The organism is Pseudomonas sp. KT_2_4 (assembly GCF_041410225.1).
Taxonomy (GTDB): domain Bacteria; phylum Pseudomonadota; class Gammaproteobacteria; order Pseudomonadales; family Pseudomonadaceae; genus Aquipseudomonas; species Aquipseudomonas paracarnis.
The window spans coordinates 2,203,146-2,228,818 of the sequence record NZ_CP166962.1 but is presented as its reverse complement, the minus strand read 5'-3'; the positions used below and the strand labels follow the sequence as shown (position 1 = coordinate 2,228,818).

21 protein-coding genes are annotated in these 25,673 nt (G+C 60.3%); 11 read left to right on the top strand and 10 right to left on the bottom strand.

The window, feature by feature from the left end:
* Positions 1-10 precede the first annotated feature (10 nt).
* Both prpF and prpD read left to right on the top strand, forming a co-directional pair.
* Positions 11-1,201: a 2-methylaconitate cis-trans isomerase PrpF gene (gene prpF / locus AB9N64_RS10175; RefSeq protein WP_103451348.1), complete on the top strand. Its 1,191-nt coding sequence runs from the start codon at positions 11-13 to the stop codon at positions 1,199-1,201.
* A gap of 155 nt (positions 1,202-1,356) precedes the next feature.
* A complete protein-coding gene (gene prpD / locus AB9N64_RS10170) occupies positions 1,357-2,841 on the top strand; it encodes a 2-methylcitrate dehydratase (protein ID WP_197865121.1) in 1,485 nt (494 codons plus the stop codon).
* Between the two features lie 130 nt (positions 2,842-2,971).
* Here the strand turns inward: prpD and AB9N64_RS10165 are convergent, their stop codons facing one another.
* Genes AB9N64_RS10165 through AB9N64_RS10145 form a run of 5 tightly spaced genes read right to left on the bottom strand, consistent with a single transcriptional unit; the run spans position 2,972 to position 8,494 of the window.
* On the bottom strand, positions 2,972-3,700 hold the full coding sequence (locus tag AB9N64_RS10165) for an alanyl-tRNA editing protein (RefSeq protein WP_371360234.1): 729 nt from the start codon (positions 3,698-3,700) through the stop codon (positions 2,972-2,974).
* Between the two features lie 2 nt (positions 3,701-3,702).
* Complete coding sequence (locus AB9N64_RS10160; RefSeq protein ID WP_020302626.1) at positions 3,703-4,695, bottom strand: serine O-acetyltransferase; 993 nt, start codon at positions 4,693-4,695, stop codon at positions 3,703-3,705.
* A 37-nt stretch (positions 4,696-4,732) separates the two neighbouring features.
* Positions 4,733-5,647, bottom strand: coding sequence for a PLP-dependent cysteine synthase family protein (locus tag AB9N64_RS10155; protein WP_197865120.1), 915 nt, complete (start codon positions 5,645-5,647; stop codon positions 4,733-4,735).
* A gap of 16 nt (positions 5,648-5,663) precedes the next feature.
* Positions 5,664-7,526, bottom strand: a complete 1,863-nt coding sequence (gene moeB, locus AB9N64_RS10150) for a molybdopterin-synthase adenylyltransferase MoeB (RefSeq protein WP_197865119.1) — start codon at positions 7,524-7,526, stop codon at positions 5,664-5,666.
* A 23-nt stretch (positions 7,527-7,549) separates the two neighbouring features.
* Complete coding sequence (locus AB9N64_RS10145; RefSeq protein ID WP_019820549.1) at positions 7,550-8,494, bottom strand: DMT family transporter; 945 nt, start codon at positions 8,492-8,494, stop codon at positions 7,550-7,552.
* Between the two features lie 109 nt (positions 8,495-8,603).
* Between AB9N64_RS10145 and AB9N64_RS10140 the strand changes: the two genes are divergently transcribed.
* Complete coding sequence (locus tag AB9N64_RS10140; protein ID WP_371360232.1) at positions 8,604-10,028, top strand: PLP-dependent aminotransferase family protein; 1,425 nt, start codon at positions 8,604-8,606, stop codon at positions 10,026-10,028.
* A 140-nt stretch (positions 10,029-10,168) separates the two neighbouring features.
* On the opposite strand, the gene AB9N64_RS10135 is transcribed toward AB9N64_RS10140, so the two are convergent.
* Positions 10,169-10,987, bottom strand: a complete 819-nt coding sequence (locus AB9N64_RS10135) for a pyruvate, water dikinase regulatory protein (protein ID WP_003193298.1) — start codon at positions 10,985-10,987, stop codon at positions 10,169-10,171.
* A gap of 178 nt (positions 10,988-11,165) precedes the next feature.
* On the opposite strand from AB9N64_RS10135, the gene ppsA reads away from it, so the two are divergent.
* From ppsA to AB9N64_RS10095, 8 genes are all read left to right on the top strand, one after another.
* On the top strand, positions 11,166-13,541 hold the full coding sequence (gene ppsA / locus AB9N64_RS10130; protein WP_003193296.1) for a phosphoenolpyruvate synthase: 2,376 nt from the start codon (positions 11,166-11,168) through the stop codon (positions 13,539-13,541).
* 106 nt (positions 13,542-13,647) lie between these two features.
* The gene (locus AB9N64_RS10125) at positions 13,648-14,637 is read left to right on the top strand and encodes an alpha/beta fold hydrolase (protein WP_019820545.1); all 990 of its coding nucleotides are present in this window, start codon (positions 13,648-13,650) and stop codon (positions 14,635-14,637) included.
* A 229-nt stretch (positions 14,638-14,866) separates the two neighbouring features.
* Positions 14,867-15,358 (top strand): ribonuclease E activity regulator RraA, encoded by a 492-nt coding sequence (rraA, locus tag AB9N64_RS10120; RefSeq protein WP_019820544.1) that lies wholly within the window; start codon positions 14,867-14,869, stop codon positions 15,356-15,358.
* A 25-nt stretch (positions 15,359-15,383) separates the two neighbouring features.
* A complete protein-coding gene (locus tag AB9N64_RS10115) occupies positions 15,384-16,379 on the top strand; it encodes a zinc transporter ZntB (protein ID WP_014719487.1) in 996 nt (331 codons plus the stop codon).
* Positions 16,380-16,465: 86 nt separating this feature from the next.
* Positions 16,466-16,711, top strand: coding sequence for a hypothetical protein (locus tag AB9N64_RS10110; RefSeq protein WP_014719486.1), 246 nt, complete (start codon positions 16,466-16,468; stop codon positions 16,709-16,711).
* Between the two features lie 2 nt (positions 16,712-16,713).
* Positions 16,714-17,538: a mechanosensitive ion channel domain-containing protein gene (locus AB9N64_RS10105; RefSeq protein ID WP_003193288.1), complete on the top strand. Its 825-nt coding sequence runs from the start codon at positions 16,714-16,716 to the stop codon at positions 17,536-17,538.
* An 87-nt stretch (positions 17,539-17,625) separates the two neighbouring features.
* Entirely contained in the window at positions 17,626-18,216 is a 591-nt protein-coding gene (sigX, locus tag AB9N64_RS10100; RefSeq protein WP_003193286.1) for an RNA polymerase sigma factor SigX, read from the top strand.
* Between the two features lie 107 nt (positions 18,217-18,323).
* Positions 18,324-19,304 carry an OmpA family protein gene (locus AB9N64_RS10095; RefSeq protein ID WP_019820540.1) on the top strand — a complete coding sequence of 327 codons (981 nt, stop codon included), beginning with the start codon at positions 18,324-18,326 and terminating at the stop codon, positions 19,302-19,304.
* A gap of 60 nt (positions 19,305-19,364) precedes the next feature.
* Here AB9N64_RS10095 and cobA read toward each other — a convergent pair whose 3' ends face one another.
* The 4 genes from cobA to nirB are packed head-to-tail and all read right to left on the bottom strand — an operon-like array spanning position 19,365 to position 25,594.
* Positions 19,365-20,108: a uroporphyrinogen-III C-methyltransferase gene (gene cobA, locus AB9N64_RS10090; RefSeq protein ID WP_371360230.1), complete on the bottom strand. Its 744-nt coding sequence runs from the start codon at positions 20,106-20,108 to the stop codon at positions 19,365-19,367.
* Positions 20,109-20,118: 10 nt separating this feature from the next.
* Positions 20,119-22,827, bottom strand: coding sequence for a molybdopterin-dependent oxidoreductase (locus AB9N64_RS10085; protein WP_371360229.1), 2,709 nt, complete (start codon positions 22,825-22,827; stop codon positions 20,119-20,121).
* Positions 22,827-23,144, bottom strand: coding sequence for a nitrite reductase small subunit NirD (nirD, locus tag AB9N64_RS10080; protein ID WP_014719483.1), 318 nt, complete (start codon positions 23,142-23,144; stop codon positions 22,827-22,829). The genes AB9N64_RS10085 and nirD overlap by 1 nt, the downstream gene beginning before the upstream one ends.
* Positions 23,141-25,594 (bottom strand): nitrite reductase large subunit NirB, encoded by a 2,454-nt coding sequence (gene nirB, locus AB9N64_RS10075; RefSeq protein WP_020302634.1) that lies wholly within the window; start codon positions 25,592-25,594, stop codon positions 23,141-23,143. The genes nirD and nirB overlap by 4 nt, the downstream gene beginning before the upstream one ends.
* Between the last annotated feature and the right edge of the window lie 79 nt (positions 25,595-25,673).

The following is a 25,673-nucleotide window of genomic DNA, read 5'->3' as shown; positions in this document are numbered from 1 at the left end:
GAGGATAACCATGGCACACGTAGCGCAAATCAAAATCCCCGCCACCTACATGCGTGGCGGCACCAGCAAGGGCGTGTTCTTCAGCCTCCAGGACCTGCCCGCCGCGGCGCAGGTGCCGGGCCCTGCACGCGACGCCTTGTTGCTGCGGGTGATTGGCAGCCCCGACCCCTATGACAAGCAGATCGACGGCATGGGGGGGGCCACCTCGAGCACCAGCAAGACCGTGATCCTGGCCAAAAGCACCCGCGCCGATCACGACGTGGATTACCTGTTCGGCCAGGTCTCCATCGACAAGCCATTTGTCGATTGGAGCGGCAACTGCGGCAACCTGTCGGCGGCGGTGGGTTCGTTCGCCATCAGCGCCGGCCTGGTCGATGCGGCCCGCGTACCCCATAACGGCGTGGCCGTGGTGCGGGTGTGGCAGGCCAATATCGGCAAGACCATCATCGCCCACGTGCCAATCACTGACGGCGCGGTGCAGGAAACCGGCGACTTTGAACTGGACGGCGTGACCTTCCCGGCTGCCGAAGTGCAGTTGGAATTCATGGACCCCGCGGCGGAAGAAGAGGGCGGTGGTGGCTCGATGTTCCCCACTGGCAACCTCGTCGACGACCTGGAGGTACCCGGCGTCGGTACCTTCAAGGCCACGTTGATCAACGCCGGTATCCCGACGATTTTCATCAATGCCCAAGACCTGGGCTACACCGGAACCGAGCTGCAAGGCGCGATCAACAGCGACCCCAAGGCCCTGGCGATGTTCGAGACCGTGCGGGCGTATGGCGCGTTGCGCATGGGCCTGATCAAACACCTGGACGAAGCCGCCCAGCGCCAGCACACGCCCAAGGTGGCGTTCGTCGCCAAACCTGCCGATTACGTGGCCTCCAGCGGCAAGGCGATCAAGGCCGGCGATGTGGACCTGCTGGTGCGCGCCTTGTCGATGGGCAAACTGCACCACGCGATGATGGGCACCGCGGCGGTGGCGATTGGCACCGCCGCGGCGATTTCCGGCACCTTGGTCAACCTGGCGGCGGGCGGCGTAGAGCGCAATGCCGTGCGCTTCGGGCACCCGTCCGGCACTTTGCGCGTAGGCGCCGAGGCCAGCCAGGTGGACGGTGAATGGGTGGTGAAAAAAGCCATTATGAGCCGCAGTGCGCGGGTGTTGATGGAAGGCTACGTACGCATCCCCGGCGACGCCTTTTAGCTTGATCGTTCCCACGCTCCGCGTGGGAACGCCGCCTGGGACACTCTGCGTCCTGCTGTGACGCAGAGCGTCACGGGATGCATTCCCACGCGGAGCGTGGGAACGATCAAACCCTGACCCTGAGGATGGAACAACCAACTTTTAGGAGAACCGCCATGAGCGCCAACGTCGACCAGAACAACCGTCCCGACTACGACCCGGTGTTGCAGGACATCGCCGACTACGTCCTCAACTACCGCATCGACTCCCAGGACGCCCTGGATACCGCCCGCAACTGCCTGATGGACACCCTCGGCTGTGGCCTGCTGGCCCTGCGCTTCCCCGAGTGCACCAAGCACCTGGGGCCGATGGTAGAGGGTACCGTGGTGCCGTTTGGCGCACGGGTGCCGGGCACTTCGTTCCGCCTGGACCCGGTCAAGGCCGCCTCGGATATCGGTTGCATCGTGCGCTGGCTCGACTACAACGACACCTGGCTCGCTGCTGAATGGGGCCACCCTTCGGACAACCTGGGCGGCATCCTCGCCGTGGCCGATCACCTGTCGCAAAAGCGCCTGGCCAATGGCGACGCGCCGTTGACCGTGCGTGCAGTGCTGGAAGCGATGATCATGGCCCACGAAATCCAAGGTGTGATTGCCTTGGAAAACCCCTTCAACCGGGTAGGCCTCGACCATGTGTTGTTGGTGAAAGTCGCTACCACGGCGGTCACCGCCAAGCTGATGGGCGCCAACCGCGAGCAACTGCTATCGGCGTTGTCACACGCTTTTGTCGATGGCCAGGCGCTGCGCACCTATCGCCATGCACCGAATGCCGGCTCGCGCAAATCCTGGGCCGCAGGCGATGCATCGAGCCGCGGCGTACGCCTGGCAGACATCGCCTTGCGTGGCGAAATGGGCATCCCCGGTGTATTGAGTGCGCCGCAGTGGGGCTTCTACGACGTGCTGTTCAGCCACACCAACAAGGACTTGGCGCTCAAGCCCGAGGATAAGCGCGCGTTCAGCCTGCCCCAACCCTACGGCACCTACGTGATGGAGAACGTGCTGTTCAAGATCAGCTTCCCGGCCGAGTTTCACGCGCAAACTGCCTGTGAAGCGGCAGTCGCCCTGCACCCGCAGCTCAAGCATCGCCTGCATGAAATCGAGCGCATCGTGATCACTACTCACGAGTCGGCGATTCGCATTATTTCCAAGGTCGGCCCATTGGCCAACGCCGCCGATCGCGATCACTGCCTGCAATACATGACCGCCGTGCCGTTGGCGTTCGGCAACCTGGTGGCCGAGCAGTATGAAGATGATTTCCACGCGGCCCACCCGATCATTGATCAGTTGCGCGACAAGATGGTCATCGTCGAAGACCCGCGCTATAGCCGCGAATACCTGGAGGCCGACAAACGCTCGATTGCCAACGCGGTGCAGGTGTTTTTCACGGACGGCACCTGCACCGAGCAGGTGGCGGTGGAGTATCCGATTGGCCATCGTCGCCGTCGGGTGGACGGCATTCCACTGCTGGAAGACAAGTTCAAGGCCAACCTGGCCACGCGGTTCACTGCGCAACGCAGCGCCGAAATCTTTGCGTTGTGCAAGGATCAGGCACGGCTTGAGGCGACGCCAGTCAACCGTTTCATGGACCTGCTCACGATCTGAAAAACAACGCGGTTAATGTGGAAGCTGGCTTGCCTGCGATAGCGGTGTGTCAGCCCCACACGAATTGACTGGATGTCAGCTATCGCAGGCAAGCCAGCTCCCACAGTTGACTGAAGTTCTGCTTCAGAATCTATTCAAACCGCAGTATCACCCGGCGGTTGTGCTTGCTCTTCTTCTCGATCTTTTCGCAGAACACCCGGCCGATTTCCTCGGTATTGAGCACATGGGTACCGCCGCAGGGCTGGATATCGATGCCGGGGATTTCAATCACCCGGACCGAACCGGAGACCACCGGCGGCGCAACCGCCTGGGTGCGGGTGATCTGCAGCAGGGTCGCGTACTCGGTGGCGGGCATCGACAGAGTTTTGACCGCGTGGGCTTGTTCGATAAGGGCGTTGAGGTCTTGGGTGAGGCGGTCTTTGTCCAAGGTCATTTCTGGCAGGTCGAAATCCAGGCGGCCTTTATCTGCGCTGATGCTGCAACCGGTCACGGGCGCGTCGATGAGCGAACACAGCAAGTGCAGGCAAGTGTGCATCTTCATGTGCTGGTAGCGCCGCTCCCAATCCAGCCCAGCGTCGACCTGGACGCCAGCGGCCAACTGTTCGGGGTAGTGGTCTACCTGGTGCCAGATGATCAAGCGCAACACCGGGTCGCGCACGGTGCCGGTCACTTGCACCCGTGTGCCATCGGCCAGAGTGAGGTGACCGGTATCGCCTGGTTGCCCGCCGCCGGTGGGGTAGAACAGGGTGTGCTCCAGGGCGATACCCTGTTCGCTGATGGCAATCACCCGGGCGCTGAAGGCGTTCTGGTAGGGCGCGCTGTCAAACAGCGCCAGGGTTTCCATGGTATGCACAGACATGTTCAACCTCCGACGATCAATGGGGTGGCTTGCAAGAGGTGGCGCACCAGTGCGCTCAAGCCAGGGGGAGAGAGCAGGGTGATTTCAAATTCCGGCCCGCATACCTTCAGGTTCAGCGGCAGGCGTGGCAGTTGCTCGCCGGTGTCGAGGCGACGCAGACGAAACTGCAGGTGATGCCGCTCTTTCACCGTGGGTTCAAGCATCAGCCCTTGCAGGGGATGAAAGTCGGCGTCCAGCACGGTGACCTTGTGGCCGGCACTCACTTCTCCCACCACGTGCAAGCGCTCATCCAGGGCAAAGGCGCCGAGGTAGTTGCTGTGGTCCGATTCATCGTTTTTTTGCAGTTGGATCTGGTTGACCACCTTGACCTTGGTGCCTGCCGGCACGTCTTGGGTAATCACGCAGGAGGGGCTGATAAACACGTTATCGCCGATCGAAACATAGCCCAGCACCCGGGCGCCGGCGCCGACTTCGACGTTGTTGCCCAGGCGCGGGTGGCGTTTGCCGTCCGGGTTGTTGGCAATACCGCGCGCACCCAGGGTCACGCCGCAGAGGATGTAGCAGTCGTTGCCGATCACGCAGGTTTCGCCGATGACGGTGCCGTAGCCATGGTCCAGCACAAAGCGGCGGCCGATGCGCGCTGCCGGGTGAATCTCGGCACCGGAGAGGATCTTGCCCTGGTTACTCAGCTTGAGGGCCATGCGCGAAAAATCGCCGTTGTCTGCGCCCTGGAAATGCCACACCAGGTGCGCAAGGCGGTAGAACAGCACGGCCTTGAACGAGGCGTAGGATTCCAGGATCAACTCACCGCGCCCACGGGACGCGGGGTCGCGATAGGCATAGGCAATCAGGTCCTCGGCCACCGCCTGGGCGGCGTTCTGAATCAACGGCGCCAGGTGCGGCTCCAGCTGCTTCATCTGTCTGGGCGTGAGGGTGGTGATGAGGTGGGTGAGCAACTCATCGTGCAGCTGTTGCATGTCGATAAAGCCCCCCATGGAGACACCCCCGTATGTTGGATGGTTAAAAGCCCGGTTACTCGAAACTGGGCAGGTAGCTGTCGGCATTGTCGTAGACCATGGTCAACACCACCGTTTCAGGCGGCAGTTCGGGGGCGAGTTGGGCGATGGCGACCATGTTGGCGGCCGAAGACAGCCCCAGGCTGATGGCATCGGTGCGCATGATGCGTTTGATCATGTCCAGGCAATCGGCGTGCGACACCTTGAGCATGCCGTCGATCACGTCCAGGTTGAGGATGCTGGGGATCAGGCCGATCGACAGGCCCTGGATCCCGTGCGCCGCGTGCCGGTCTTTGAGCAGGTCGCATTCTTCCGGTTCTACGCCCATCACTCGCAGCGCGGGCCAGGCGGCCTTGAGGGTTTCGCCGATACCGGTGATATGCCCCCCGGTGCCAATGCCGCTGACGAAGTAATCCACGCGCTGTTCACCGAAGGCGCGAAGGATTTCCGGAGCGGTGGTGTCGCGGTGGGTTTGGGGGTTGGCGCCATTGCGTTGCTGGTTGAGCATCACGTAGTTGGGGTTTTCCAACTGCAGCTCCATGCACTTTTCGCCGTGGGAGTTATTGCCCAGGCGGCTATCGGACAGCACTACCCTGGCGCCGTACAGACGCAGCAGCTTCTGTTTTTCCGGGCTGTAGTTGTCAGGGATCACCAGCACCACTTTGTAGCCCAGCACATTGCCGGCCATCACCAGGCCAATGCCGGTGTTGCCGCCACTGGGTTCGATGATGGTCTGCCCGGAATCACGGATCAGCACACCGCGGCGCTCGGCATCCAGGATCATGCCCAGGGCGATGCGCGCCTTGTGGCTGCCACCGGGGTTGAGCGACTCCAGCTTGGCGTAGACCTCGATGCCGAGGTCTTCGGAAAGCTGGGCCAGACGCACGATCGGCGTCTGGCCGATCACGTCGAGAATGGAGTTATGCAGCATCAGTACGTCCCCACTCTCAGTACAGCGGCATGTCAGGTTCGACGTCGCGAACCCAATGTTTCATGCCGCCCTGCAGGACTTTGGTGTTGGCAAAGCCAGCGGCCAACAGGGTGCTGGCGGCTTGCTCGGCGCGGGTGCCTGCGTAGCAGATCAGGTAGTGGGTGTTGTCGCGGCTCAGACTGGCGAGCTGCCCATCCAGTTCTGCCAGCGGGATATGCACCACGCCCGGTAATTTGCACACTTCCAGTTCGCTGGCGTCACGCACGTCCAGCAATACATCAGCGCTGCTAGGGTGTTCGAGCACTTGCTTGAGTACCTGGGGCTTGATGTAGCGTTCCGCGGCCAGGGAGGGCTGGCTCGGTAAGGCATCGGCGCAGGTGGCCGGCGCGACGGTTTCGCTGTGGCGCAGGTCCGAGCAGCAGGGGCAGTCAGCGCGACGCTTGAAGCGGATCTCGCTGAACTTCATCGCCAGCGCGTCGAAGCGCATCAAGCGGCCGGACAAGGGTTCGCCAATGCCGATCAGTAATTTGATCGCCTCGGTGGCCTGGATCATACCGACCACGCCCGGCAACACGCCGATCACACCGCCCGCGCTGCAATTGGGCGCCAGCTCTGCGGGTGGGGCCTTGGGGAACAGGCAGCGATAGCACGGCCCACCTTTATAGTTGAGCACGCTGATCTGCCCGTCGAAACGGTAGATGGCGCCGTACACCAAGGGTTTACCCAGCTGCACACAGGCGTCGTTGACCAGGTAGCGGGTGTCGAAATTGTCGGTGCCGTCGATCACCAGGTCATAGGCGCCCACCAGTGCCAGGGCGTTGTCGCTGTTGAGCGCGGTGTTGTACGCGTTGATCTGGATATGCGGATTGAGGTCCAGCAGGCGCTGCTTGGCGGACTCGACCTTGGGCATGCCCAGGGTGCTGTTGCCATGCACGATCTGGCGTTGCAGGTTGCTGCTTTCCACCACATCAAAGTCCACCAGCCCCAGGGTGCCGATGCCGGCCGCCGCCAGGTACAGGCTGATGGGCGAGCCCAGACCGCCGGTACCGATGACCAGCACCTTGGCTTTCTTCAGGTTCAATTGGCCTTCGCGGCCGACGCCCGGCAGGGTGATGTGGCGCACATAGCGCTGCACTTCTTCGTTGCTCAGGGCATCGATGTCCATGCCACCTGAAGTGGCGAGCAACACTTCGATCCGGGCTTTTGCTGGCAGGGGTTCATCGGCGTCGATCAACTCCTCCTCGGCGGTAAACAGGAAGTGTTCCTTGAGCTGGTCGTTCTTTTCATGGAACAGGTGCTGACGCAATTGGGGGTGATGGGTGCAGAGATTTTCAATGACTTCGCGCAATGTCGATCCGGCGCCCTCAAGGGTCGATTCCGGCAGCTTGGCCACGCGAACCAGAATGTCGGGGAAGGAGACAGCGTTCATGGACAACTCCGTGTGCAGGTCGTTGAAAGGTTGAAGGGAGAAATGCTTGCCATCCCAGGCAAACAGCTTGGAGCCCAGGGCCTGGCCCTGGCGGACATCCACCACCAAGTAGCTGACGGGGAAGATCGGCTCGCCCAGGAACAGTGCCTTGTCCTGGTCTTCGTCACTGAAATAGGCGCCCACATCCGGGTGTGAGTGGTAAATCACTACCACCGGGTTGTCACTGCGAAACGCCTTGTTCATCAGCAGGGTGTCGGCCACCGAAAAGGTGTAGCCATTGGCCGCGCTGCGTGGGTACATCTCGGGGTTCTTGCGGTGCAGTTCATTCTGGATATTGCTGCCCAGGTACACGCTGCCGTCGGCGAAGACGAAACCACAGCACTCCTCGGGGTAGCTGCGGCTGGCGTGGGCGTAGATCTGTTCCAGGGCGATGGGGCGGAGGACGTCCATGTTTCTCTCGCGTTGGTTGAGGGTCACTTTTTCTTGGCCATGAGTTTTTCAATCGGCAACTTGGTGATCGCAAAGCCGGCCAGCAGGATCGCCGAGTACAGCATCAGGTCGCGGGAAATTTCCACGCCTTCGTACCAGGCACCGATGATGACCGCGAACACCGGGAAGATGATGAACACGAACGACAGGATGATCGGGCTCAGGCGCTTGAGCAGCATGAAATACACAATGAACCCGCCCACCGAGGCCACCAGCCCCAGGTAGAACAGCGCGCTCCAGGAGCGCAGGGTAATGGCGTCGAACGTCGGTGTTTCAAACCACAGGCCGGCCAGGAACAGCATCAGCCCGGCAATGCCGATGGGCAGGGTGTTGTAGGTGATGACGCTGATGGCGCTGCCTTTTTGCTTGGTAATGACATAGCACAAGGCGTGCATGATCGCGGCGCTCAGAATGGCCAGTACCCCGAAGAACTCGGCGTGGTCCAGGTGCAGGCCCTGGCTCTTGATGATCATGTAAAGGCTGCCGAAACCGATGCCTATGCCGACCACCTGGGAAAAATAGATGCGCTCGCGCAGGAACAGCGCCGAGAAGATCAGGATGAATACCGGCATGCAACTGAACAGCAGGGCGGTGAGGCCCGACGACACATGCATTTCGCCGTAGTTGAGCAAATAGTAGGGAACGCTGAAGTAAGACAGGGTCACAAACACGAAGAACCAGCGGCTTTCCCGGGGAAACAGGATCGGCTCACGGCGCACCATGGCAAAACACAGGAACAGCGGAAACGCGATGAGAAAGCGCAGGCCGGCGGATGTCAGCGGCGGCACGCTCTCGACGGCGATCTTGATGCCCAGCCACGTGGTGCCCCAACTCAGGCACACGATCAGGAACATCACGCTGGTCACCAGCCCGGCGAGCCACTGTTTTTGCGTTTTTGTTTTTGCAGTGTTTTCGAGAACGGCGGACATTGGCATCGTTTATTGCTTCCCTGAGCCGGAATTGAACTCTATATTGAACTTGTAATGAGTTATGTTTATCGGCGATTGAACCCGTAAAAGCACACTATTAGGGCGAAAGATGGCTGTCAAAACAAATATTGACATGGTGTCAATTGTGCGTGAGGGCTTGTCCAACGGGCAGGGCGTGAAGTACAAGCGCCTGTCCGATGTGATGGAACGGGGCATCCTCGAAGGCTTGATTGAACCGGGACGAAAACTGCCGCCCCATCGGGTGCTTTCCGACAATTTAGGCGTGACCATCGGCACCATCAGCCGGGCTTACGGTGAATTGGAGCGCCTGGGCCTGGTGGTTGCACGGGTGGGTGACGGCACCTTCGTGCGCAAGCGTGGGATGGAGCGCCAGCGTGATGAGGGCTTTCGTAATTTCAGCGAGGAGCCGCGCCAGTACTTCGACATGAGCCGCAACATGCACATTCCCGGGCAAGAGACGGTGTTTCTCGCCCAGAGCTTTCAAACCCTGTCGAATAATGCCAAGTTCCTCCAGGACATCAGCGCCTACACCCCCGACGCCGGCCTGCCGCGTTACCGTGAAGCGGGCGCGCAGTGGCTGGTGCAGCGCGAGTTTCATCCGATTCCCGAGCAGGTCATCTGCGTCAACGGCGGCCAGCACGGCTTGCTGTGCGCCATGATGGCGTTGCTGCGTGCTGGCGATACAGTGGTGACCGAGCAACTGACTTACCCAGGGCTGATTACCGCCGCACGCATGTTGGGGGTGCGGCTGATCGGCCTGGAGATGGACGAGGAAGGTGTGCTGCCCACGGCGCTGGATGAGGTCTGTCGCAATCACCGGATTTCGGCGTTGTATTGCACGCCGACTATCCAGAATCCGACCACCGCCGTGTTGTCGGTGGCGCGCCGCGAAGCCTTGGCCAAGGTGTGTCGCGAACATAACCTGCTGATTCTGGAGGACGAAGCCCACGGTGTGCTGGTGGAGGACCGTCCGCCGCCCCTCAGCTACTTCGCGCCTGAGCGTACGATCTTGATCAGCAGCCTGAGCAAGGCGGTATCGGCCGGTTTGCGGGTGGGCTACGTGCATGCGCCGCCGGCGCTGGTCAGCCGCATCTCGGCGGCGCTACGTTCGACCTGCTGGATGGCCACACCTGTGACTCTGGAGTTGGCGACCCAGTGGATTGAAAACGGCACGGCGGAATATTTGTTGCGTCAGCAGATCAATGAGATCAGCCGCCGCAAGACGTTAGTCGAAGATTTATTGAACGGCTTGGCCTATCGCACCCACCTCAACAGCCCGCACTTCTGGATCGAAGTACCGGAGCCCTGGCGGGCCTCGGAAATCGAGGCGGAGCTCAAACAGAACAATTACCTGATCGCCACCGCCGAGGCTTTTGCCGTGGGGCAGACGGCGGTGCCGCAGTTTATTCGGGCGAGTATCTGCAACACGTCGGGCGATGATCAGTTATTGCGCGAGGGGTTTGACGCGCTGGCGACGGCGCTGGGGCAGGGGGGCGGGCGGTTTCATCTGTAAATCCGCGTTACCGTTGCTCGTTCCCACGCTCTGCGTGGGAATGCATCTTGCGACGCTCCGCGTCGCTATTGCGGGACGCGGAGCGTCCCAGGCGGCGTTCCCACGCAGAGCGTGGGAACGATCAGATCAGGCGACAGAGATCACTTGAAGCGCCGCTCCACACCCTTCTCCACCAGAATCTTCGCCGAAATCTCTTCCACCGAAAAATGCGTGGAATTGATGTGCGCAATATTTTCGCGACGGAACAGATTTTCTACTTCCCGCACTTCAAATTCGCACTGGGCATAGCTGGAGTAGCGGCTGTTGGGCTTGCGTTCGTTGCGGATGGCGGTCAGCCGGTCCGGGTCGATGGTCAGGCCGAACAGTTTGTGTGAGTGCGCGCGCAAGGCGGCGGGCAGGGTCAGGTGTTCCATGTCATCTTCGGTCAGCGGATAGTTGGCCGCACGAATACCGAATTGCATGGCCATGTACAGGCAGGTGGGGGTCTTGCCGCAACGCGACACGCCCACCAGGATCAGGTCGGCCTTGTCGTAGTAGTGGGTGCGGGCGCCGTCGTCGTTGTCGAGGGCGAAGTTCACCGCCTCGATGCGCTCCATATAGTTGGAGTTATGCCCGATGGAATGGGACTTTCCGACGGAATAGGAGGAGTGTTCACTCAGCTCCTGTTCCAACGGCGCCAGGAAGGTAGAGAAAATGTCGATCATGAAACCATTCGACGTTGCGAGAATCTCACGAATGTCTTGATTGACGATGGTGTCGAAAATGATCGGGCGAAAACCGTCTTTTTCAGCCGCCAGATTGATTTGTTGTACCATGGCCCGCGCTTTATCCACGCTGTCTATATAAGGCCGGGTGAATTTGGCGAAGGTAATGTTTTCGAACTGCGCGAGCAGGCTCTGGCCCAATGTTTCGGCTGTGATGCCGGTGCCGTCGGAAATAAAGAAAGCAGATCGTTTCATTTGAGCCCTGGGCCTTAAGCTGATGGCGAATCTTGGATATGATAGGCGCGATTTTGCCGTCCCGCAGTGGGCCGCATTCTCACTTATTTTCCAGGTCCAGGCCACAAGCGCTGGCGTTAGCTCCTACTGAGCAACCCGCGTCCTGAGCTTTTCCAACACAGAAAGTGGAGAGATCACCTTGGTAGAGTACGTAGTTTCCCTCGATAAGCTCGGCGTCCATGATGTAGAGCATGTGGGGGGCAAGAACGCATCCCTCGGCGAGATGATCAGTAATCTTGCAGGCGCTGGTGTCTCGGTGCCCGGTGGTTTCGCCACCACGGCCCAGGCTTACCGCGACTTCCTAGAGCTGAGCGGCCTCAACGCCCAGATCCACGCCGCGCTGGACGCCCTGGACGTCGATGACGTCAACGCCCTGGCCAAGACCGGCGCCCAGATCCGCCAGTGGATCATGGAAGCCGAGTTCCCCGAGAAGCTCAACGAAGAAATTCGCACCGCCTTCGCCACCCTGTCGGCCGGTAACCCGGACATGGCCGTCGCCGTGCGTTCCTCGGCCACCGCCGAAGACTTGCCGGACGCCTCCTTTGCCGGCCAGCAGGAAACCTTCCTCAACATTCGCGGCGTCGAAAACGTGATCCGCGCGGCCAAGGAAGTGTTTGCCTCCCTCTTTAACGACCGTGCGATCTCCTACCGCGTACACCAGGGTTTCGACCACAAGCTGGTGGCCCTGTCTGCCGGCGTGCAGCGCATGGTGCGTTCGGAAACCGGCACTGCCGGTGTGATGTTCACCCTGGATACCGAATCCGGTTTCCGTGACGTGGTGTTTATCACCGGCGCCTACGGCCTGGGCGAAACCGTCGTACAAGGCGCGGTCAACCCGGACGAATTCTACGTACACAAGGGCACCCTCGAAGCGGGCCGCCCGGCCATCCTGCGCCGTAACCTGGGCAGCAAGGCCATCAAGATGATCTACGGCGACGAAGCCAAGGCCGGTCGCTCGGTCAAAACCGTTGAAGTCGACAAGGCCGAGCGTGCGCGTTTCTGCCTGACCGACGCTGAAGTCAGCGAGTTGGCCAAACAAGCGATGATCATCGAAAAGCACTACAAGTGCCCGATGGACATCGAGTGGGCCAAGGACGGTGACGACGGCAAGCTGTACATCGTGCAGGCTCGCCCGGAAACCGTGAAGAGCCGCACTTCGGCCAACGTCATGGAGCGCTACCTGCTCAAGGAAACCGGCACCGTGCTGGTGGAAGGCCGTGCCATTGGCCAGCGCATTGGCGCAGGCAAGGTGCGGATCATCAAGGACGTGTCCGAGATGGACAAGGTCCAGCCGGGTGACGTACTGGTTTCCGACATGACCGACCCGGATTGGGAACCGGTGATGAAGCGCGCCAGTGCCATTGTCACCAACCGTGGCGGGCGTACCTGCCACGCGGCGATTATCGCCCGTGAACTGGGGATTCCTGCGGTAGTGGGTTGCGGCAACGCCACTCAATTGCTCAAGGATGGCCAGGGTGTGACCGTGTCCTGCGCCGAAGGCGATACCGGCTTTATCTTCGAAGGTGAGCTGGGCTTCGATATCAAGCAAAACTCCATCGACGCCATGCCCGACCTGCCGTTCAAGATCATGATGAACGTCGGCAACCCGGACCGTGCCTTTGATTTCGCCCAGTTGCCGAACGCCGGCGTGGGCCTGGCCCGCCTGGAATTCATCATCAACCGCATGATCGGCGTGCACCCCAAGGCACTGCTGAACTATGACGGCCTGCCGCTGGACATCAAGGAAAGCGTCGACAAGCGCATCGCCGGCTACAACGACCCGGTAGGTTTCTACGTCGAGAAACTGGTCGAAGGCATCAGCACCCTGGCTGCGGCGTTCTACCCGAAAAAGGTGATCGTGCGCCTGTCGGACTTCAAGTCCAATGAATACGCGAACCTGATCGGCGGCAAGCTCTACGAGCCGGAAGAAGAAAACCCGATGCTGGGTTTCCGCGGCGCCTCGCGTTACATCAGCGAAGCCTTCCGTGACTGCTTCGAGCTTGAATGCCGTGCGCTCAAGCGCGTGCGCAACGAAATGGGCCTGACCAACGTCGAGATCATGGTGCCCTTCGTGCGCACCCTGGGCGAAGCGAGCCAGGTCGTGGACCTGCTGGCAGAAAACGGCCTGACCCGTGGCGAGAACGGCCTGCGCGTGATCATGATGTGCGAGTTGCCGTCCAACGCCATCCTGGCTGAAGAGTTCCTGGAGTTCTTCGACGGTTTCTCCATCGGCTCCAACGACCTGACGCAGTTGACCCTGGGCCTGGACCGCGACTCGGGGATCATCGCCCACCTGTTCGACGAGCGTAACCCAGCGGTCAAGAAGCTGCTGGCCAACGCCATCCAGGCCTGTAACAAGGCTGGCAAGTACATCGGTATCTGCGGCCAAGGCCCTTCGGACCACCCGGACCTGGCCAAATGGCTGATGGAGCAGGGGATCGAGAGCGTCTCGCTGAACCCCGATTCCGTGCTGGAAACCTGGTTCTTCCTGGCTGAAGGCCAAGCGTCCGCCTAAGATCGCGTGGTCAAAAGTGCCGGTCACTCGTTGCGGGTGACCGGCATTCTTATCTGTACAGGGCGGGAATCCTTGCGGACGCCGCCCTTTTTTGTGCAAGAGCATTATGCAAAGCAGCAGCCATCTGTTTCCTGTCGCCCTGATCAGCGCTGAACGTCGGGGCGACCTGAGTGAAGACGTCTACCGACTCAAACCCGGTAACAGCCCGGACGGCACCGTCGAGCTGGCGGTTACCCGTTTGGGCCTGGCCGATGTCCCGGAAAACCGGGGCACGCCGATTATTTTGTTGCATGGCAGTTTTTCCAATCGACGTTTCTGGTATTCGCCAAAAGGAATTGGCCTGGGGGCTTACCTCGCACGTCGCGGATTTGATGTGTGGATCCCGGAAATGCGCGGCCATGGTTTGTCCAAGCGCAATCACGACTACGCCAGTAACCGCGTCGCCGATTATGCGCGCTACGATTTGCCGGCCGTGGGGGCGTTTGTGTGTGAGCAAAGCGGGCAGATTCCGCACTGGATCGGGCATTCCCTCGGTGCCACCACCCTGGCTGCGGCCTTGGGTGGGCAGCACTTGGATGCATCAGCGGTGGCGTCGGTGGCGTTGTTCGGCTGCCAGGTCAGTCGCACCCACTGGCCGTTGAAAATTCCACCGGTGGAGTGGGGCGCTCGCTTTATCCTCAAGCGCCTTGCCCATCTGTCGGGCCCGCGCTTCAAGCGTGGGCCCGAGGACGAGCCGGCCGGCGTGATGATCGAAGCGATGCGTTGGAACGGCCTGTTCGGCCGGTTTGGCGATGCCGAGCATGACTGGTGGAAAGGCTTGGCGCAGGTCGATGTGCCGCTGTTGGCGGTGAGCGCAGCGGGCGACCGGCAAGACCCGGACTGGGCCTGCCGCAAGCTCTTCGAGCAAGTGGGCAGCGAGCATCGCCAGTACCTGTGCCTGGGACGTCAGCAAGGTTTCAGCGAGGATTTCGGCCATGTGCAGATGCTGGTCAGTAAAGCGGCCCAGGCCCAAGTGTGGCCTTTGGTCGAGCGCTGGTTGAACGACCCGCTGACACCCTTATTCGGTACGCAATCCGAAGTGTCCGCAGCGGTTTGACGAAACGCTCTACCAAGGGCGTTTCACTCTTGAATGGTTGCGGCTAAGATATGACGCGCCACGCGGTTCTGGTCATATTCAGTCGCGCAACGTGTATTGCGTTACGCTGAACCGGGTTTGATCATGGCCGCCGCCAACGCCCAGGCACTTAAAGAATGCCTGTCGCGGGGCGTTTTCTTGATGTACACCGTGGATGTTCGACCTCTTCTTTGATGACAGGAGTTTCTCGATGAACCATTACGTGACCCCCGACCTGTGTGACGCCTACCCGGAGCTGGTGCAGGTAGTGGAGCCGATGTTCAGCAACTTCGGTGGCCGAGACTCCTTTGGTGGCGAGATTGTCACCCTCAAATGCTTCGAGGATAACTCCCTGGTCAAGGCGCAGGCTGACCTGCCGGGCGTTGGCAAAGTGCTGGTGGTCGACGGTGGTGGTTCCCTGCGCTGCGCGTTGCTGGGTGACATGATTGCCGAGAAAGCCGCGAAAAATGGTTGGGAAGGGCTGGTGATCTACGGGTGCATCCGTGACGTCGACGTCATCGCTCAGACCGACCTGGGTGTACAGGCCCTGGCCTCTCATCCGAAAAAAACCGACAAGCGCGGCCTTGGCGACCTGAACGTCCCGGTGACATTCGCAGGCGTGACGTTCCGCCCCGGTGAGTACATTTATGCCGATAACAACGGGGTGATCGTGTCACCCAGCCCGCTGAAAATGCCTGAATAAACTGCCGCAACCGATCGGGGTGAGGATGTTCGAAGAAGAAAACGCGCAATGGGGGCTGGTGCATGCCCTGGTGCTGGACGGTAAAGGCGGTGCGCGTTCGATTGCCCGGACTGAGCTCGACGATTTGCAGTTGCAGCCCCAGGAAAGCCTGTGGCTGCACTGGGATCGCAGCCATCCTCAAACCCAGACCTGGCTGCGCAAATCCAGCGGCCTGAGCGAGTTTGCCTGTGACCTGCTGCTGGAGGAAAACACCCGTCCACGGCTGTTGCCGCTGCCGGACGCCGAATTGCTGCTGTTTCTGCGCGGAATCAATCTCAACCCAGGCGCGGAGCCGGAAGACATGGTGTCGGTGCGCATTTTCGCCGCCGCCAACCGAGTGATTTCCCTGCGTTTGCGCCCCTTGCGCGCTACCGATGAGTTGCTGGTGCAACTGGCAGACGGCAAAGGCCCCAAGACGGCGTCTGAACTCATCCTTTATATGGCTCAGTACCTGACCAACAAAGTGCAGGATCTGGTCGCCGGCTTGTCTGAAATCGTCGATTCCGAGGAAGAAAAACTCGATGCCGACGAACGGTATACTCCGGAGCACGGCAGCGTTCTGCAGATCCGTCGAAGAGCCGCCGGACTCAAGCGCTTCCTGGCCCCCCAGCGGGATATTTTCGCCCAGCTGACACGAATCAAATTGGCGTGGTTCTGCGACGACGATGCGGACTATTGGAACGAACTGCACAACAGCCTGACCCGCTACCTGGAAGAGCTGGAATTGGCCAGAGAGCGCGTGGGGCTTGTGCTGGAGGCTGAAGACCGGCGCTTGAGCCTGCGCATGAACCGCACCATGTACCGCTTCGGGATCATCACCGGGATCTTCTTGCCGATGAGTTTTCTTACCGGTTTGCTCGGTATCAATGTGGGCGGCATTCCGTTCTCTGCCAGCCCTTATGGATTCATGATCGCGTGCCTGTTGATGGTGTCTGTGGCACTGGGGCAATGGTGGTTATTTCGACGATTGCGCTGGGTTTGACCTGAATATGACCTGAACGTAAGAAAGGGCCGATGTGACCCGATGAATTTTACCCTCGTCTTTTAAATCACTTGCGAGAGGTCTCTATGCACGATCCGTTCGAACAGTCTTTGCGTGACATGCTCAATGCTTCGCCATCCAACCGTGATGACGATGCCTGCCTGGGCCGCGTACTGAAAACCGCCAACCGTCAGGTAGGGGCGGGTGACCTGTTCGGTCTGCTCGGGCGTTGGTTGCCGGCGTTGATGATGGCCCTGAACAACGGTTCGGCCCATGTGTCACCGGTTTCCCGTCGTAAACCTCTTGCTAGCACTGCTGATAAGGCTGATTGAATATGGAACTTGATCTCTGGACCCAGAGCCTGGTCACCGCGATGACCGCATTGTGGACCAAGGTGGCGAATTTCATTCCCAACCTGTTTGGTGCCCTGGTCCTGGTATTGCTGGGTTTTGTCGTGGCCAAGCTGCTCGATACCCTGCTGTCCAAATTGCTCGCCAAACTGGGGCTCGATCGCCTGATGGCTGGCACTGGCCTGACCAAATTGCTCGGCCGCGCGGGGTTGCAAGTACCGATTTCGACTCTGATCGGCAAGATCGTCTATTGGTTCGTTCTACTTATTTTTCTGGTTTCTGCAGCGCAGTCCCTTGGACTTGAGCGAGTTTCAGCTACGCTCGACATGCTGGCACTGTATTTGCCGAAAGTTTTCGGCGGCGCGCTGGTGCTGCTGGTGGGGGTTCTACTCGCGCAACTGGCCAACGGGCTGGTGCGCGGGGCCGCCGAAGGCGTGGGGTTGGACTACGCAGCGGGCCTGGGACGAATTGCCCAGGGGCTGGTGATCATCATCAGTATTTCCGTCGCGATCAGCCAGCTGGAGGTCAAAACTGACCTGCTCAACCACGTGATTGTAATTGTTTTGATTACCGTTGGTCTGGCAGTTGCGCTGGCCATGGGGTTGGGAAGCCGGGAAATTGCCGGTCAGATTCTTGCGGGAATCTATGTGCGTGAGCTGTATCAAGTTGGGCAACAGGTGCGTGTGGGCGAGGTCGAAGGGCAAATCGAGGAGATCGGCACAGTCAAGACGACCGTGCTGACCGATGACGGGGAACTGGTGTCGCTGTCCAACCGGATTCTCCTGGAGCAGCAGGTCAGTAGCCGCTAATCCGGCAAATCCTGCTAATGTACGCCGCCGCAAACCCGGGAGACCGGGTTGCAGCGGACATTGACCTGACTGTCGGCACGACTTGTTTTGAATAAAGCCCAAACGCTGTCCACGCGCTATGACCCCCGTGAGCTCTCTGATGAGGAGTTGGTCGCGCGCTCGCACACGGAGCTGTTTCACGTAACACGCGCGTACGAAGAATTGATGCGCAGGTATCAACGCACTCTGTTCAACGTTTGTTCAAGGTATTTGGGGAACGATAGAGACGCGGATGATGTCTGTCAGGAAGTGATGCTCAAGGTGCTATACGGCCTGAAGAACTTCGAGGGCAAATCGAAGTTCAAGACCTGGCTGTACAGCATCACGTACAACGAGTGCATCACGCAGTATCGGAAGGAACGGCGAAAGCGTCGCTTGATGGACGCTTTGAGTCTGGACCCCCTTGAGGAGGCGTCTGAAGAGAAGGCGCCGGCACCCGAGGAAAAGGGCGGACTTGATCGCTGGTTGGTGCATGTGAACCCGATTGACCGCGAAATTCTGGTGCTTCGATTTGTCGCAGAGCTGGAATTTCAGGAAATCGCTGACATCATGCATATGGGTTTGAGTGCTACAAAAATGCGGTACAAGCGTGCTCTTGATAAATTACGTGAGAAATTTGCGGGCGAGACTGAAACTTAGTGCGTAGCAAATATCTCTTACGTGTAGGCAAGTTCTGTTAGACTTGTCGCCGAGTTGTCCCCCGGTTTGTGGGACTGCTTTACAATCACCAGATGGGGATTTAACGGATGAAACTGAAAAACACCTTGGGCTTGGCCATTGGTTCTCTTATTGCCGCTACTTCTTTCGGCGTTCTGGCACAAGGCCAAGGCGCAGTTGAAGGCGAGCTGTTCTACAAGAAGCAGTACAACGATAGCGTTAAGCACATCGAAGACGGCTTCAACCCAGGCGCTCGCATTGGTTACTTCCTGACCGACGATCTGTCGTTGAATCTGTCGTACGACAAGACCAACCACACCCGTTCGAACGACGGCACTGGCAACCAGAAGATCAAAGGTGACACTGGCAGCCTCGTTGCTCAGTACCACTTCGGTCAGGCTGGCGTTGATAGCCTGCGTCCATACGTTGAAGGCGGTTTCGGCCACCAGAGCCGTACCAACGTTCAGGCTGACGGCCACAGCGGTCGCGACCAGACCACTTTCGCTACCATCGGTACCGGCGTGAAGTACTACTTCACCAACAACCTGTACGCTCGTGCTGGTGTTGAAGCTGACTACGGTCTGGACAACGGCAAGTGGGACTACTCCGCACTGGTTGGCCTGGGCGTGAACTTCGGCGGTAACGCTGGCGCAGCTGCTCCAGCTCCTACCCCAGCACCAGCTCCAGAGCCAGTTCCAGAGCCAGAAGCTCCGGTTGCTCAGGTTGTTCGTGTTGAGCTGGACGTTAAGTTCGACTTCGACAAGGCCGTTGTTAAGCCTAACAGCTACGGCGACGTTAAAAACCTGGCCGACTTCATGGCTCAGTACCCAGCTACCAACGTAGAAGTTGCTGGTCACACTGACTCCGTAGGTCCAGACGCTTACAACCAGAAGCTGTCCCAGCGTCGTGCTGACGCTGTTAAGCAAGTCCTGGTTAAAGACGGCGTTGCTCCTAGCCGTGTAACTGCTGTTGGTTACGGCGAATCCCGCCCAGTTGCTGACAACGCAACTGAAGCTGGTCGCGCTGTTAACCGTCGCGTAGAAGCGTCGGTTGAAGCTACCGCTCAGTAATTACTGAGTAGTAAAGAAAAGCCCGGCTCAGGCCGGGCTTTTTTTCGCCTGCGATTTGCCTCAGGCGCTTGCCGCAGCGGCGATGCTAGCCATCTGTGCGGCGCCGGCAACCTGGCCAATCACCAGGATGGCCGGGCTCTTCAGCGCAAAGGTTTTTGCCGCTTCACGCATGGCCGCCAGGGAGCTGCGGCATTCGCGTTGCTGGGGCAATGAAGCGTTTTCGATCATTGCCACCGGCATATCCGCAGCCATGCCGCCGTTGAGCAGCTGTTCGCGGATTTCTTCCAGCTTCGCCACACCCATATACACCACCAGCGTGGTTCCACCCTCCGCCAGCGCACGCCAGTTCAAGCTACTGTCATCCTGGGTATGCGCGGTGATCAAGGTCACTCCACGGCTCACCCCGCGCAAGGTCAACGGGATATCGCACTGGGTTGCTCCGGCCAGCCCTGAGGTGATGCCATTGACCAATTCCACCTCGACACCACGCTCGCGCAGCCAGGTTGCCTCCTCGCCACCGCGGCCAAAAATACACGGGTCACCGCCTTTAAGGCGTACTACGCACTTGCCCTGGCGTGCATAACGCAACATCAGGCGGTGAATGAAATCCTGCGGGGTAGAACGACATCCCCCGCGCTTGCCGACGGTAATCACCCGAGCGCTGGTGCAGTGTTCCAGTACTGCCGGGTTGACCAGATCATCAATCAGCACGACGTCCGCTGCCTGCAGGGCCCGGACCGCTTTCAGGGTCAGCAACTCCGGGTCACCCGGACCTGCGCCTACCAGCCACACTTTTGCGCTCATGTTGTTCCCCTTACACACTGATGGCGATTGGCTGCGGGTTGCTGGCCAAAAGACGTTTGATTTCCGGCACGCAGGAGCCGCATTGGGTGCCGCAGCCCAAGGCCTGTTTGAGGCCATCCAGGTCCAGGCCGCTGCCGATACCGGCACACACGGCGTTTTCGCTGACGTTCTTGCAGTTGCACACAATCTTGTTGCTGGCCGTGGTACCGCCCGGTGGCGCGCTCAAGGGCGCCAGCAACCAGCGCCGCAGTTGCTCGTCGGCCCGGCCTTCCAGCCACAGGCTTTGCAGCCAGTGACGGGCCAGGGTTTCGCCGGCCAGGCGCAGGGCGGTGATGCGGCCTTTCTCGATCTTCACGCGCTTGCCGATTGAGCGGCGCGGGTCGTCATAGGCCATTACCGGGCCGTCGTTGAGGCCCAGCAGGTGGTCGATACGGGTCAAGAGTTGCAGGTCGGGCGCCTCGGTATGCGCGGCGCGCACCAGCAGCGCGGGGCGTTCACGGCCAGCCAGGCTCAGGCTGACGTAGGCAAAGGTTTCACACAGTGGGCGCAAGGCTTCGAAGTGTTGCTGTACATCGCCTTCGATCAGCGCAAACAGCTGCCACGGCAGTTGCACGGCTTCCAGGCGCACGCCGCTGTGCTTGAGCTCCGGCTGCTTGGACAAAGGGTCGAACGCCGGTTGAGTGAGGGTATTGACGCCGCCCTTGAGAAAGCGGTCGCCCCAGTGCATGGGCAGGAACGCTTGGCCGGGACGCACACTGTCATCGCTGCCGACGGCGACGATCACGCTGCCGCGACGGCTTTTCAGGCTGACCAGGTCACCCTCTTTGAAGCGGTGGCGGCGTAGCTCATCCGGATGCAGGCTCAACAATGCTTCACTGACATGCCCGAACAACTGCGCTGCCGTGCCGGTGCGGCTCATCCCATGCCATTGATCACGCAGGCGACCGGTGATCAGGGTCAGGGGAAATCGCGCATCGCGCTGTTCCTTGGCGGCGCGATAAGGCTCGGCGACAAACTGCGCCCGCCCAGTGTCAGTGGGGAAAATGCCGTCGGTGTACAAGCGCGACGTACCCGCTTGCGCACCCTCGGGAAACGGCCATTGCTGCGGGCCGAGCTGGTCGAGCAGGGCGTGGCTGATGCCGGACATATCCAGGTCATGGCCTTGAGTCAGTGGCTTGAATTCATCAAACAGCTGCGCCGCGTGCTCAAAGGCGAACAGGCTCGGCAACCCCGGCCGTAGACGGCGCTCCAGGCGTTGTGCGAAATCCACGGTGATCGCCCAATCCGCGCGTGCTTCACCCGGTGGGTTGATGGCGCGGCGCACGTGGGAAATACGTCGCTCGGAGTTGGTCACCGTGCCGTCTTTTTCACCCCAACTGGCGGCGGGCAGTAGCAGGTCGGCATAGGCGGCGGTTTCGGTGGTACGAAAGGCTTCCTGCAACACCACGAACGGGCACGCTGCCAAAGCGGCGCGCACCGCGTTCTGGTCGGGCAGCGATTGGGCCGGGTTGGTACAGGCGATCCACAACGCCTTGATCTTCCCCGCCTGCACCTGTTCAAACAGTTCGATGGCGGTAAGGCCGGTGGTCGCGGGCAGTTGTTCCACGCCCCAATAGGCCGCCACTTCAGCGCGGTGTTCAGGGTTGGCCGCTTCGCGGTGGCCCGGCAGCAAATTGGACAGGCTGCCGGTTTCGCGCCCACCCATGGCGTTCGGTTGGCCGGTCAGGGAAAACGGCCCGCAGCCCGGCCGGCCAATGGTCCCCGTGGCTAAATGCAGGTTGATCAGTGCACTGTTTTTGGCGCTGCCGGCGGTGGATTGGTTAAGCCCCATGCACCACAGCGACAGAAAGCTGCTGGAGGTGCCCACCCACTGCGCGCACAGGCGCAATTGTTCGACGCTGATGCCGCATAGCTGCGTGACCATCTGCGGCGTGTAGTCATGCACCAGGCGCTTGAGTTCGGCCAAGCCGTCGGTGTGGGCCTGGATAAACGCGCGGTCGACCCAGTCTTCCCACAGCAACAGATGCAGAATCCCGTGGAACAACGCCACATCCGTTCCTGGCAAGATGGCCAAGTGCAGGTCGGCCAAGTCGCAGGTGTCGGTACGCCGAGGGTCAATCACCAGCACTTTCATCTGCGGGCGTTGCGCCTTGGCTTGCTCCAGGCGCCGGAACAATACCGGATGGGCGTAGGCCATATTGCTGCCGACGATCATCACGCAGTCGCTGTTTTCCAGGTCTTCATAGCTGCACGGCGGCGCATCGGCGCCCAGGCTGCGCTTGTAGCCGACCACTGCCGAAGACATGCACAGCCGGGAGTTACTGTCGATATTATTAGTGCCCACCAACGCCCGCGCCAACTTGTTGAAGCTGTAGTAGTCCTCGGTCAACAGTTGCCCGGAGATATAGAACGCCACGCTGTCGGGCCCGTGTTCGGCAATCGTCTCGGCAAACACGTTGGCCGCGTGTTCCAGGGCGGTGTCCCAGTCGGTGCGAGTGCGTGCCAGTGCTTTGCCCAAGCGTAATTGCGGGTACAGGGCGCGGGCGCTCACGTCGCCGGTCAAGTGCAGGCTGGCACCTTTGCTGCACAACTTGCCGAAGTTGGCCGGATGGCTGGGGTCGCCTTGCACCCCCAGGATCTGTTCGCCGTCATGCTCGATCAGCACGCCGCAGCCCACCCCGCAATAACAGCAGGTGGACGCGGTGGTCTGGCGGTTCATCAACCCGCGTCCCGCAGGGCCAGCATCACCCGGCCGTTTTCGACCCGGGCCTGATGATGGTGGGCGCAGCCGATATCCGGGGCCTGGGCTTGGCCAGTCGCCAGGTCAATCTGCCAGTTGTGCAGCGGGCAGGCCACGCGCTTGCCGTAGATCAAGCCTTGGGACAGCGGCCCGCCCTTGTGCGGGCAACGGTCGTCGAGGGCAAAGACTTCATCGTCACTGGTGCGAAAAATCGCGATGTCACCTTTGGGCCCGCTGATGATGCGCGAGCCCAGGGCGTTGATTTCATCGAGGGCGCAGATATCCAGCCAGTTCATAGCGAGACCTCCAGTTGTTTGACGGGGATCACGTCGAATTCCTTTTTCAGCAGCGGCTGCTCCAGGCGTTCCTTCCACGGGTCCTGCTCGAATGACAACGAGAACTGCAAACGCTCATTGAGGGCTTGGCGGCGCGCCGGGTCTTCCAATACGGCCTTCTTGATATGCTCCATGCCCACTCGCTGCAGGTAGTGCACGGTGCGCTCCAGGTAGAAGGCTTCTTCGCGGTACAACTGCAGGAACGCGCCGTTGTATTCACGCACTTCCTCGGCGGTTTTCACCTTGACGAAGAACTCCGCGACTTCGGTCTTGATCCCGCCGTTGCCGCCGATGTACATCTCCCAGCCCGAGTCGACACCGATAATGCCTACGTCCTTGATGCCCGCTTCCGAGCAATTGCGTGGGCAACCGGACACCGCCAACTTGACCTTGTGGGGCGACCACATGTTGAACAGGTCATGCTCCAGCTCGATGCCCAGTTGTGTGGAGTTCTGCGTACCAAACCGGCAGAACTCGCTGCCCACACAGGTTTTGACGGTACGGATGGATTTGCCATAGGCATGCCCGGACGGCATATCCAGGTCCTTCCATACCCCAGGCAAGTCCTGCTTCTTGATACCGAGCAAGTCGATACGCTGGCCGCCGGTGACCTTGACCATCGGCACGTTGTACTTGTCGGCCACATCGGCGATGCGGCGCAGCTCCGAAGGGTTGGTCACGCCGCCCCACATCCGTGGCACCACAGAATAGGTGCCGTCTTTTTGAATATTGGCGTGGGCCCGTTCGTTGATCAGCCGCGATTGCGGGTCGTCCTTGGCTTCGCCGGGCCAGGTGGAGATCAGGTAATAGTTGAGCGCCGGGCGGCAGGTGGCGCAGCCATTGGGGGTGCGCCAGTTCAGGTAACGCATGGTGCTGTCGATGGTCAGCAGGTGCTGCTCGCGGATGGCCTGGCGGATCTGCCCGTGGTTGAGGTCGCTGCAGCCACAGATGGCTTTTTCACTTTTGGGTTTGACGTCGGCGGCGCCGCCCACGGTGTTGATCAGGATCTGCTCGACCAGCCCGGCACAGGAGCCGCAGGAACTGGCGGCCTTGGTGTGTTTTTTCACCTCATCGACACTGAACAGCCCTTGTTCCTGGATCGCCTTGACGATGGTGCCCTTACACACGCCGTTGCAGCCGCAGACTTCGGCGCTGTCGGCCATGCTCATGGCTTTGTCCTGGCCTTGGTGGCCGACATCGCCGAGTGCATTTTCACCGAACATCAGATGATCGCGGATTTCACCGATGGCGTGGTTCTCACGGATCTGGCGGAAATACCAGCCGCCATCGGCGGTATCGCCGTACAGGCAGGCGCCGACCAGGATGTCGTCCTTGATCACCAGCTTCTTGTACACGCCGCCAATCGGGTCGGAGAGCGTGATGGTTTCGGTGCCTTCGCCGCCCATGAAGTCGCCAGCGGAGAACAGGTCGATGCCGGTGACTTTCAGCTTGGTGGAGGTCACCGAGCCCTTGTAAGTGGCAAAGCCCAATTGGGCCAGGTGGTTGGCGCAGACCTTGGCCTGTTCGAACAAGGGTGCCACCAGGCCATAGGCGATGCCGCGATGGCTGGCGCATTCACCGATCGCATAGATACGCGGGTCGTAGGTTTGCATCGTGTCGTTGACCAGGATCCCACGGTTGCAAGGGATGCCGGACTTTTCCGCGAGTTCGGTATTGGGGCGGATGCCGGCAGCCATCACCACCAGGTCGGCCGGGATGATGTCGCCATTTTTGAACTGCACCGAGCCGACGCGGCCATTGCCGGCATCGTGCAGGGCCTGGGTCTGCTCGCACAGGCGAAACACCAGGCCGCGACTTTCCAGTTCGGTTTGCAGTAGCTGGCCGCTGGTCTTGTCCAGTTGCCGCTCCAGCAGCCATTCACCGATGTGCACCACCGTCACGTGCATGCCGCGCAGCATCAAGCCGTTGGCCGCTTCCAGGCCGAGCAGGCCGCCGCCGATCACCACCGCATGCTTGTGGGTCTTGGCGGTGTCGATCATCGCCTGTGTATCGGCAATGTCACGGTAGCCAATCACACCCTGCAACGTGTTGCCGGGAATCGGCAGGATAAACGGCGTGGACCCGGTGGCGATCAGCAGGCGGTCATATTCGGCCTCGGTGCCGTCTTCGGCGATGACTTTGCGCTTGACCCGGTCGATCTGCACCACTTTGCGGTTGAGCAGCAGTTTGACGTTATTGTTCAGGTACCAATCCAGGTCGTTGAGCACGATCTCTTCGAAGGTTTGCTCACCGGCCAGTACCGGCGACAGCAGGATGCGGTTGTAGTTGGTGTGAGGCTCGGCGCCGAACACGGTGATGTCGTACAGCTCGTTGCTCAGCTTGAGCAGTTCTTCCAGGGTGCGAACCCCGGCCATACCGTTGCCGATCATCACCAGTTTGAGTTTTTTCATGTCGTTCTCCGCAATGGCTCGACAAATCGTGCGCAAACAAAAAAGGCATCCCCGCTAGTCAGCTAGCGAGGACGCCTTT

What these genes read in the sequence shown, in the direction of transcription:
- prpF (WP_103451348.1), top strand. Translation starts at nt 11, where the DNA reads ATGGCACACGTAGCGCAAATCAAAATCCCCGCCACCTACATGCGTGGC.
- nirB (WP_020302634.1), bottom strand. Translation starts at nt 25,594, where the DNA reads ATGAAAAAACTCAAACTGGTGATGATCGGCAACGGTATGGCCGGGGTT.
- AB9N64_RS10085 (WP_371360229.1), bottom strand. Translation starts at nt 22,827, where the DNA reads ATGAACCGCCAGACCACCGCGTCCACCTGCTGTTATTGCGGGGTGGGC.
- AB9N64_RS10105 (WP_003193288.1), top strand. Translation starts at nt 16,714, where the DNA reads ATGGAACTTGATCTCTGGACCCAGAGCCTGGTCACCGCGATGACCGCA.
- moeB (WP_197865119.1), bottom strand. Translation starts at nt 7,526, where the DNA reads ATGGACGTCCTCCGCCCCATCGCCCTGGAACAGATCTACGCCCACGCC.
- rraA (WP_019820544.1), top strand. Translation starts at nt 14,867, where the DNA reads ATGAACCATTACGTGACCCCCGACCTGTGTGACGCCTACCCGGAGCTG.
- AB9N64_RS10145 (WP_019820549.1), bottom strand. Translation starts at nt 8,494, where the DNA reads ATGTCCGCCGTTCTCGAAAACACTGCAAAAACAAAAACGCAAAAACAG.
- AB9N64_RS10140 (WP_371360232.1), top strand. Translation starts at nt 8,604, where the DNA reads ATGGCTGTCAAAACAAATATTGACATGGTGTCAATTGTGCGTGAGGGC.
- AB9N64_RS10095 (WP_019820540.1), top strand. Translation starts at nt 18,324, where the DNA reads ATGAAACTGAAAAACACCTTGGGCTTGGCCATTGGTTCTCTTATTGCC.
- AB9N64_RS10160 (WP_020302626.1), bottom strand. Translation starts at nt 4,695, where the DNA reads ATGGGGGGCTTTATCGACATGCAACAGCTGCACGATGAGTTGCTCACC.
- AB9N64_RS10125 (WP_019820545.1), top strand. Translation starts at nt 13,648, where the DNA reads ATGCAAAGCAGCAGCCATCTGTTTCCTGTCGCCCTGATCAGCGCTGAA.
- AB9N64_RS10155 (WP_197865120.1), bottom strand. Translation starts at nt 5,647, where the DNA reads ATGCTGCATAACTCCATTCTCGACGTGATCGGCCAGACGCCGATCGTG.
- AB9N64_RS10165 (WP_371360234.1), bottom strand. Translation starts at nt 3,700, where the DNA reads ATGTCTGTGCATACCATGGAAACCCTGGCGCTGTTTGACAGCGCGCCC.
- nirD (WP_014719483.1), bottom strand. Translation starts at nt 23,144, where the DNA reads ATGAACTGGCTGGATATCTGCGCCCTCGATGAAATCAACGCCCTGGGC.
- AB9N64_RS10115 (WP_014719487.1), top strand. Translation starts at nt 15,384, where the DNA reads ATGTTCGAAGAAGAAAACGCGCAATGGGGGCTGGTGCATGCCCTGGTG.
- AB9N64_RS10135 (WP_003193298.1), bottom strand. Translation starts at nt 10,987, where the DNA reads ATGAAACGATCTGCTTTCTTTATTTCCGACGGCACCGGCATCACAGCC.
- AB9N64_RS10110 (WP_014719486.1), top strand. Translation starts at nt 16,466, where the DNA reads ATGCACGATCCGTTCGAACAGTCTTTGCGTGACATGCTCAATGCTTCG.
- prpD (WP_197865121.1), top strand. Translation starts at nt 1,357, where the DNA reads ATGAGCGCCAACGTCGACCAGAACAACCGTCCCGACTACGACCCGGTG.
- cobA (WP_371360230.1), bottom strand. Translation starts at nt 20,108, where the DNA reads ATGAGCGCAAAAGTGTGGCTGGTAGGCGCAGGTCCGGGTGACCCGGAG.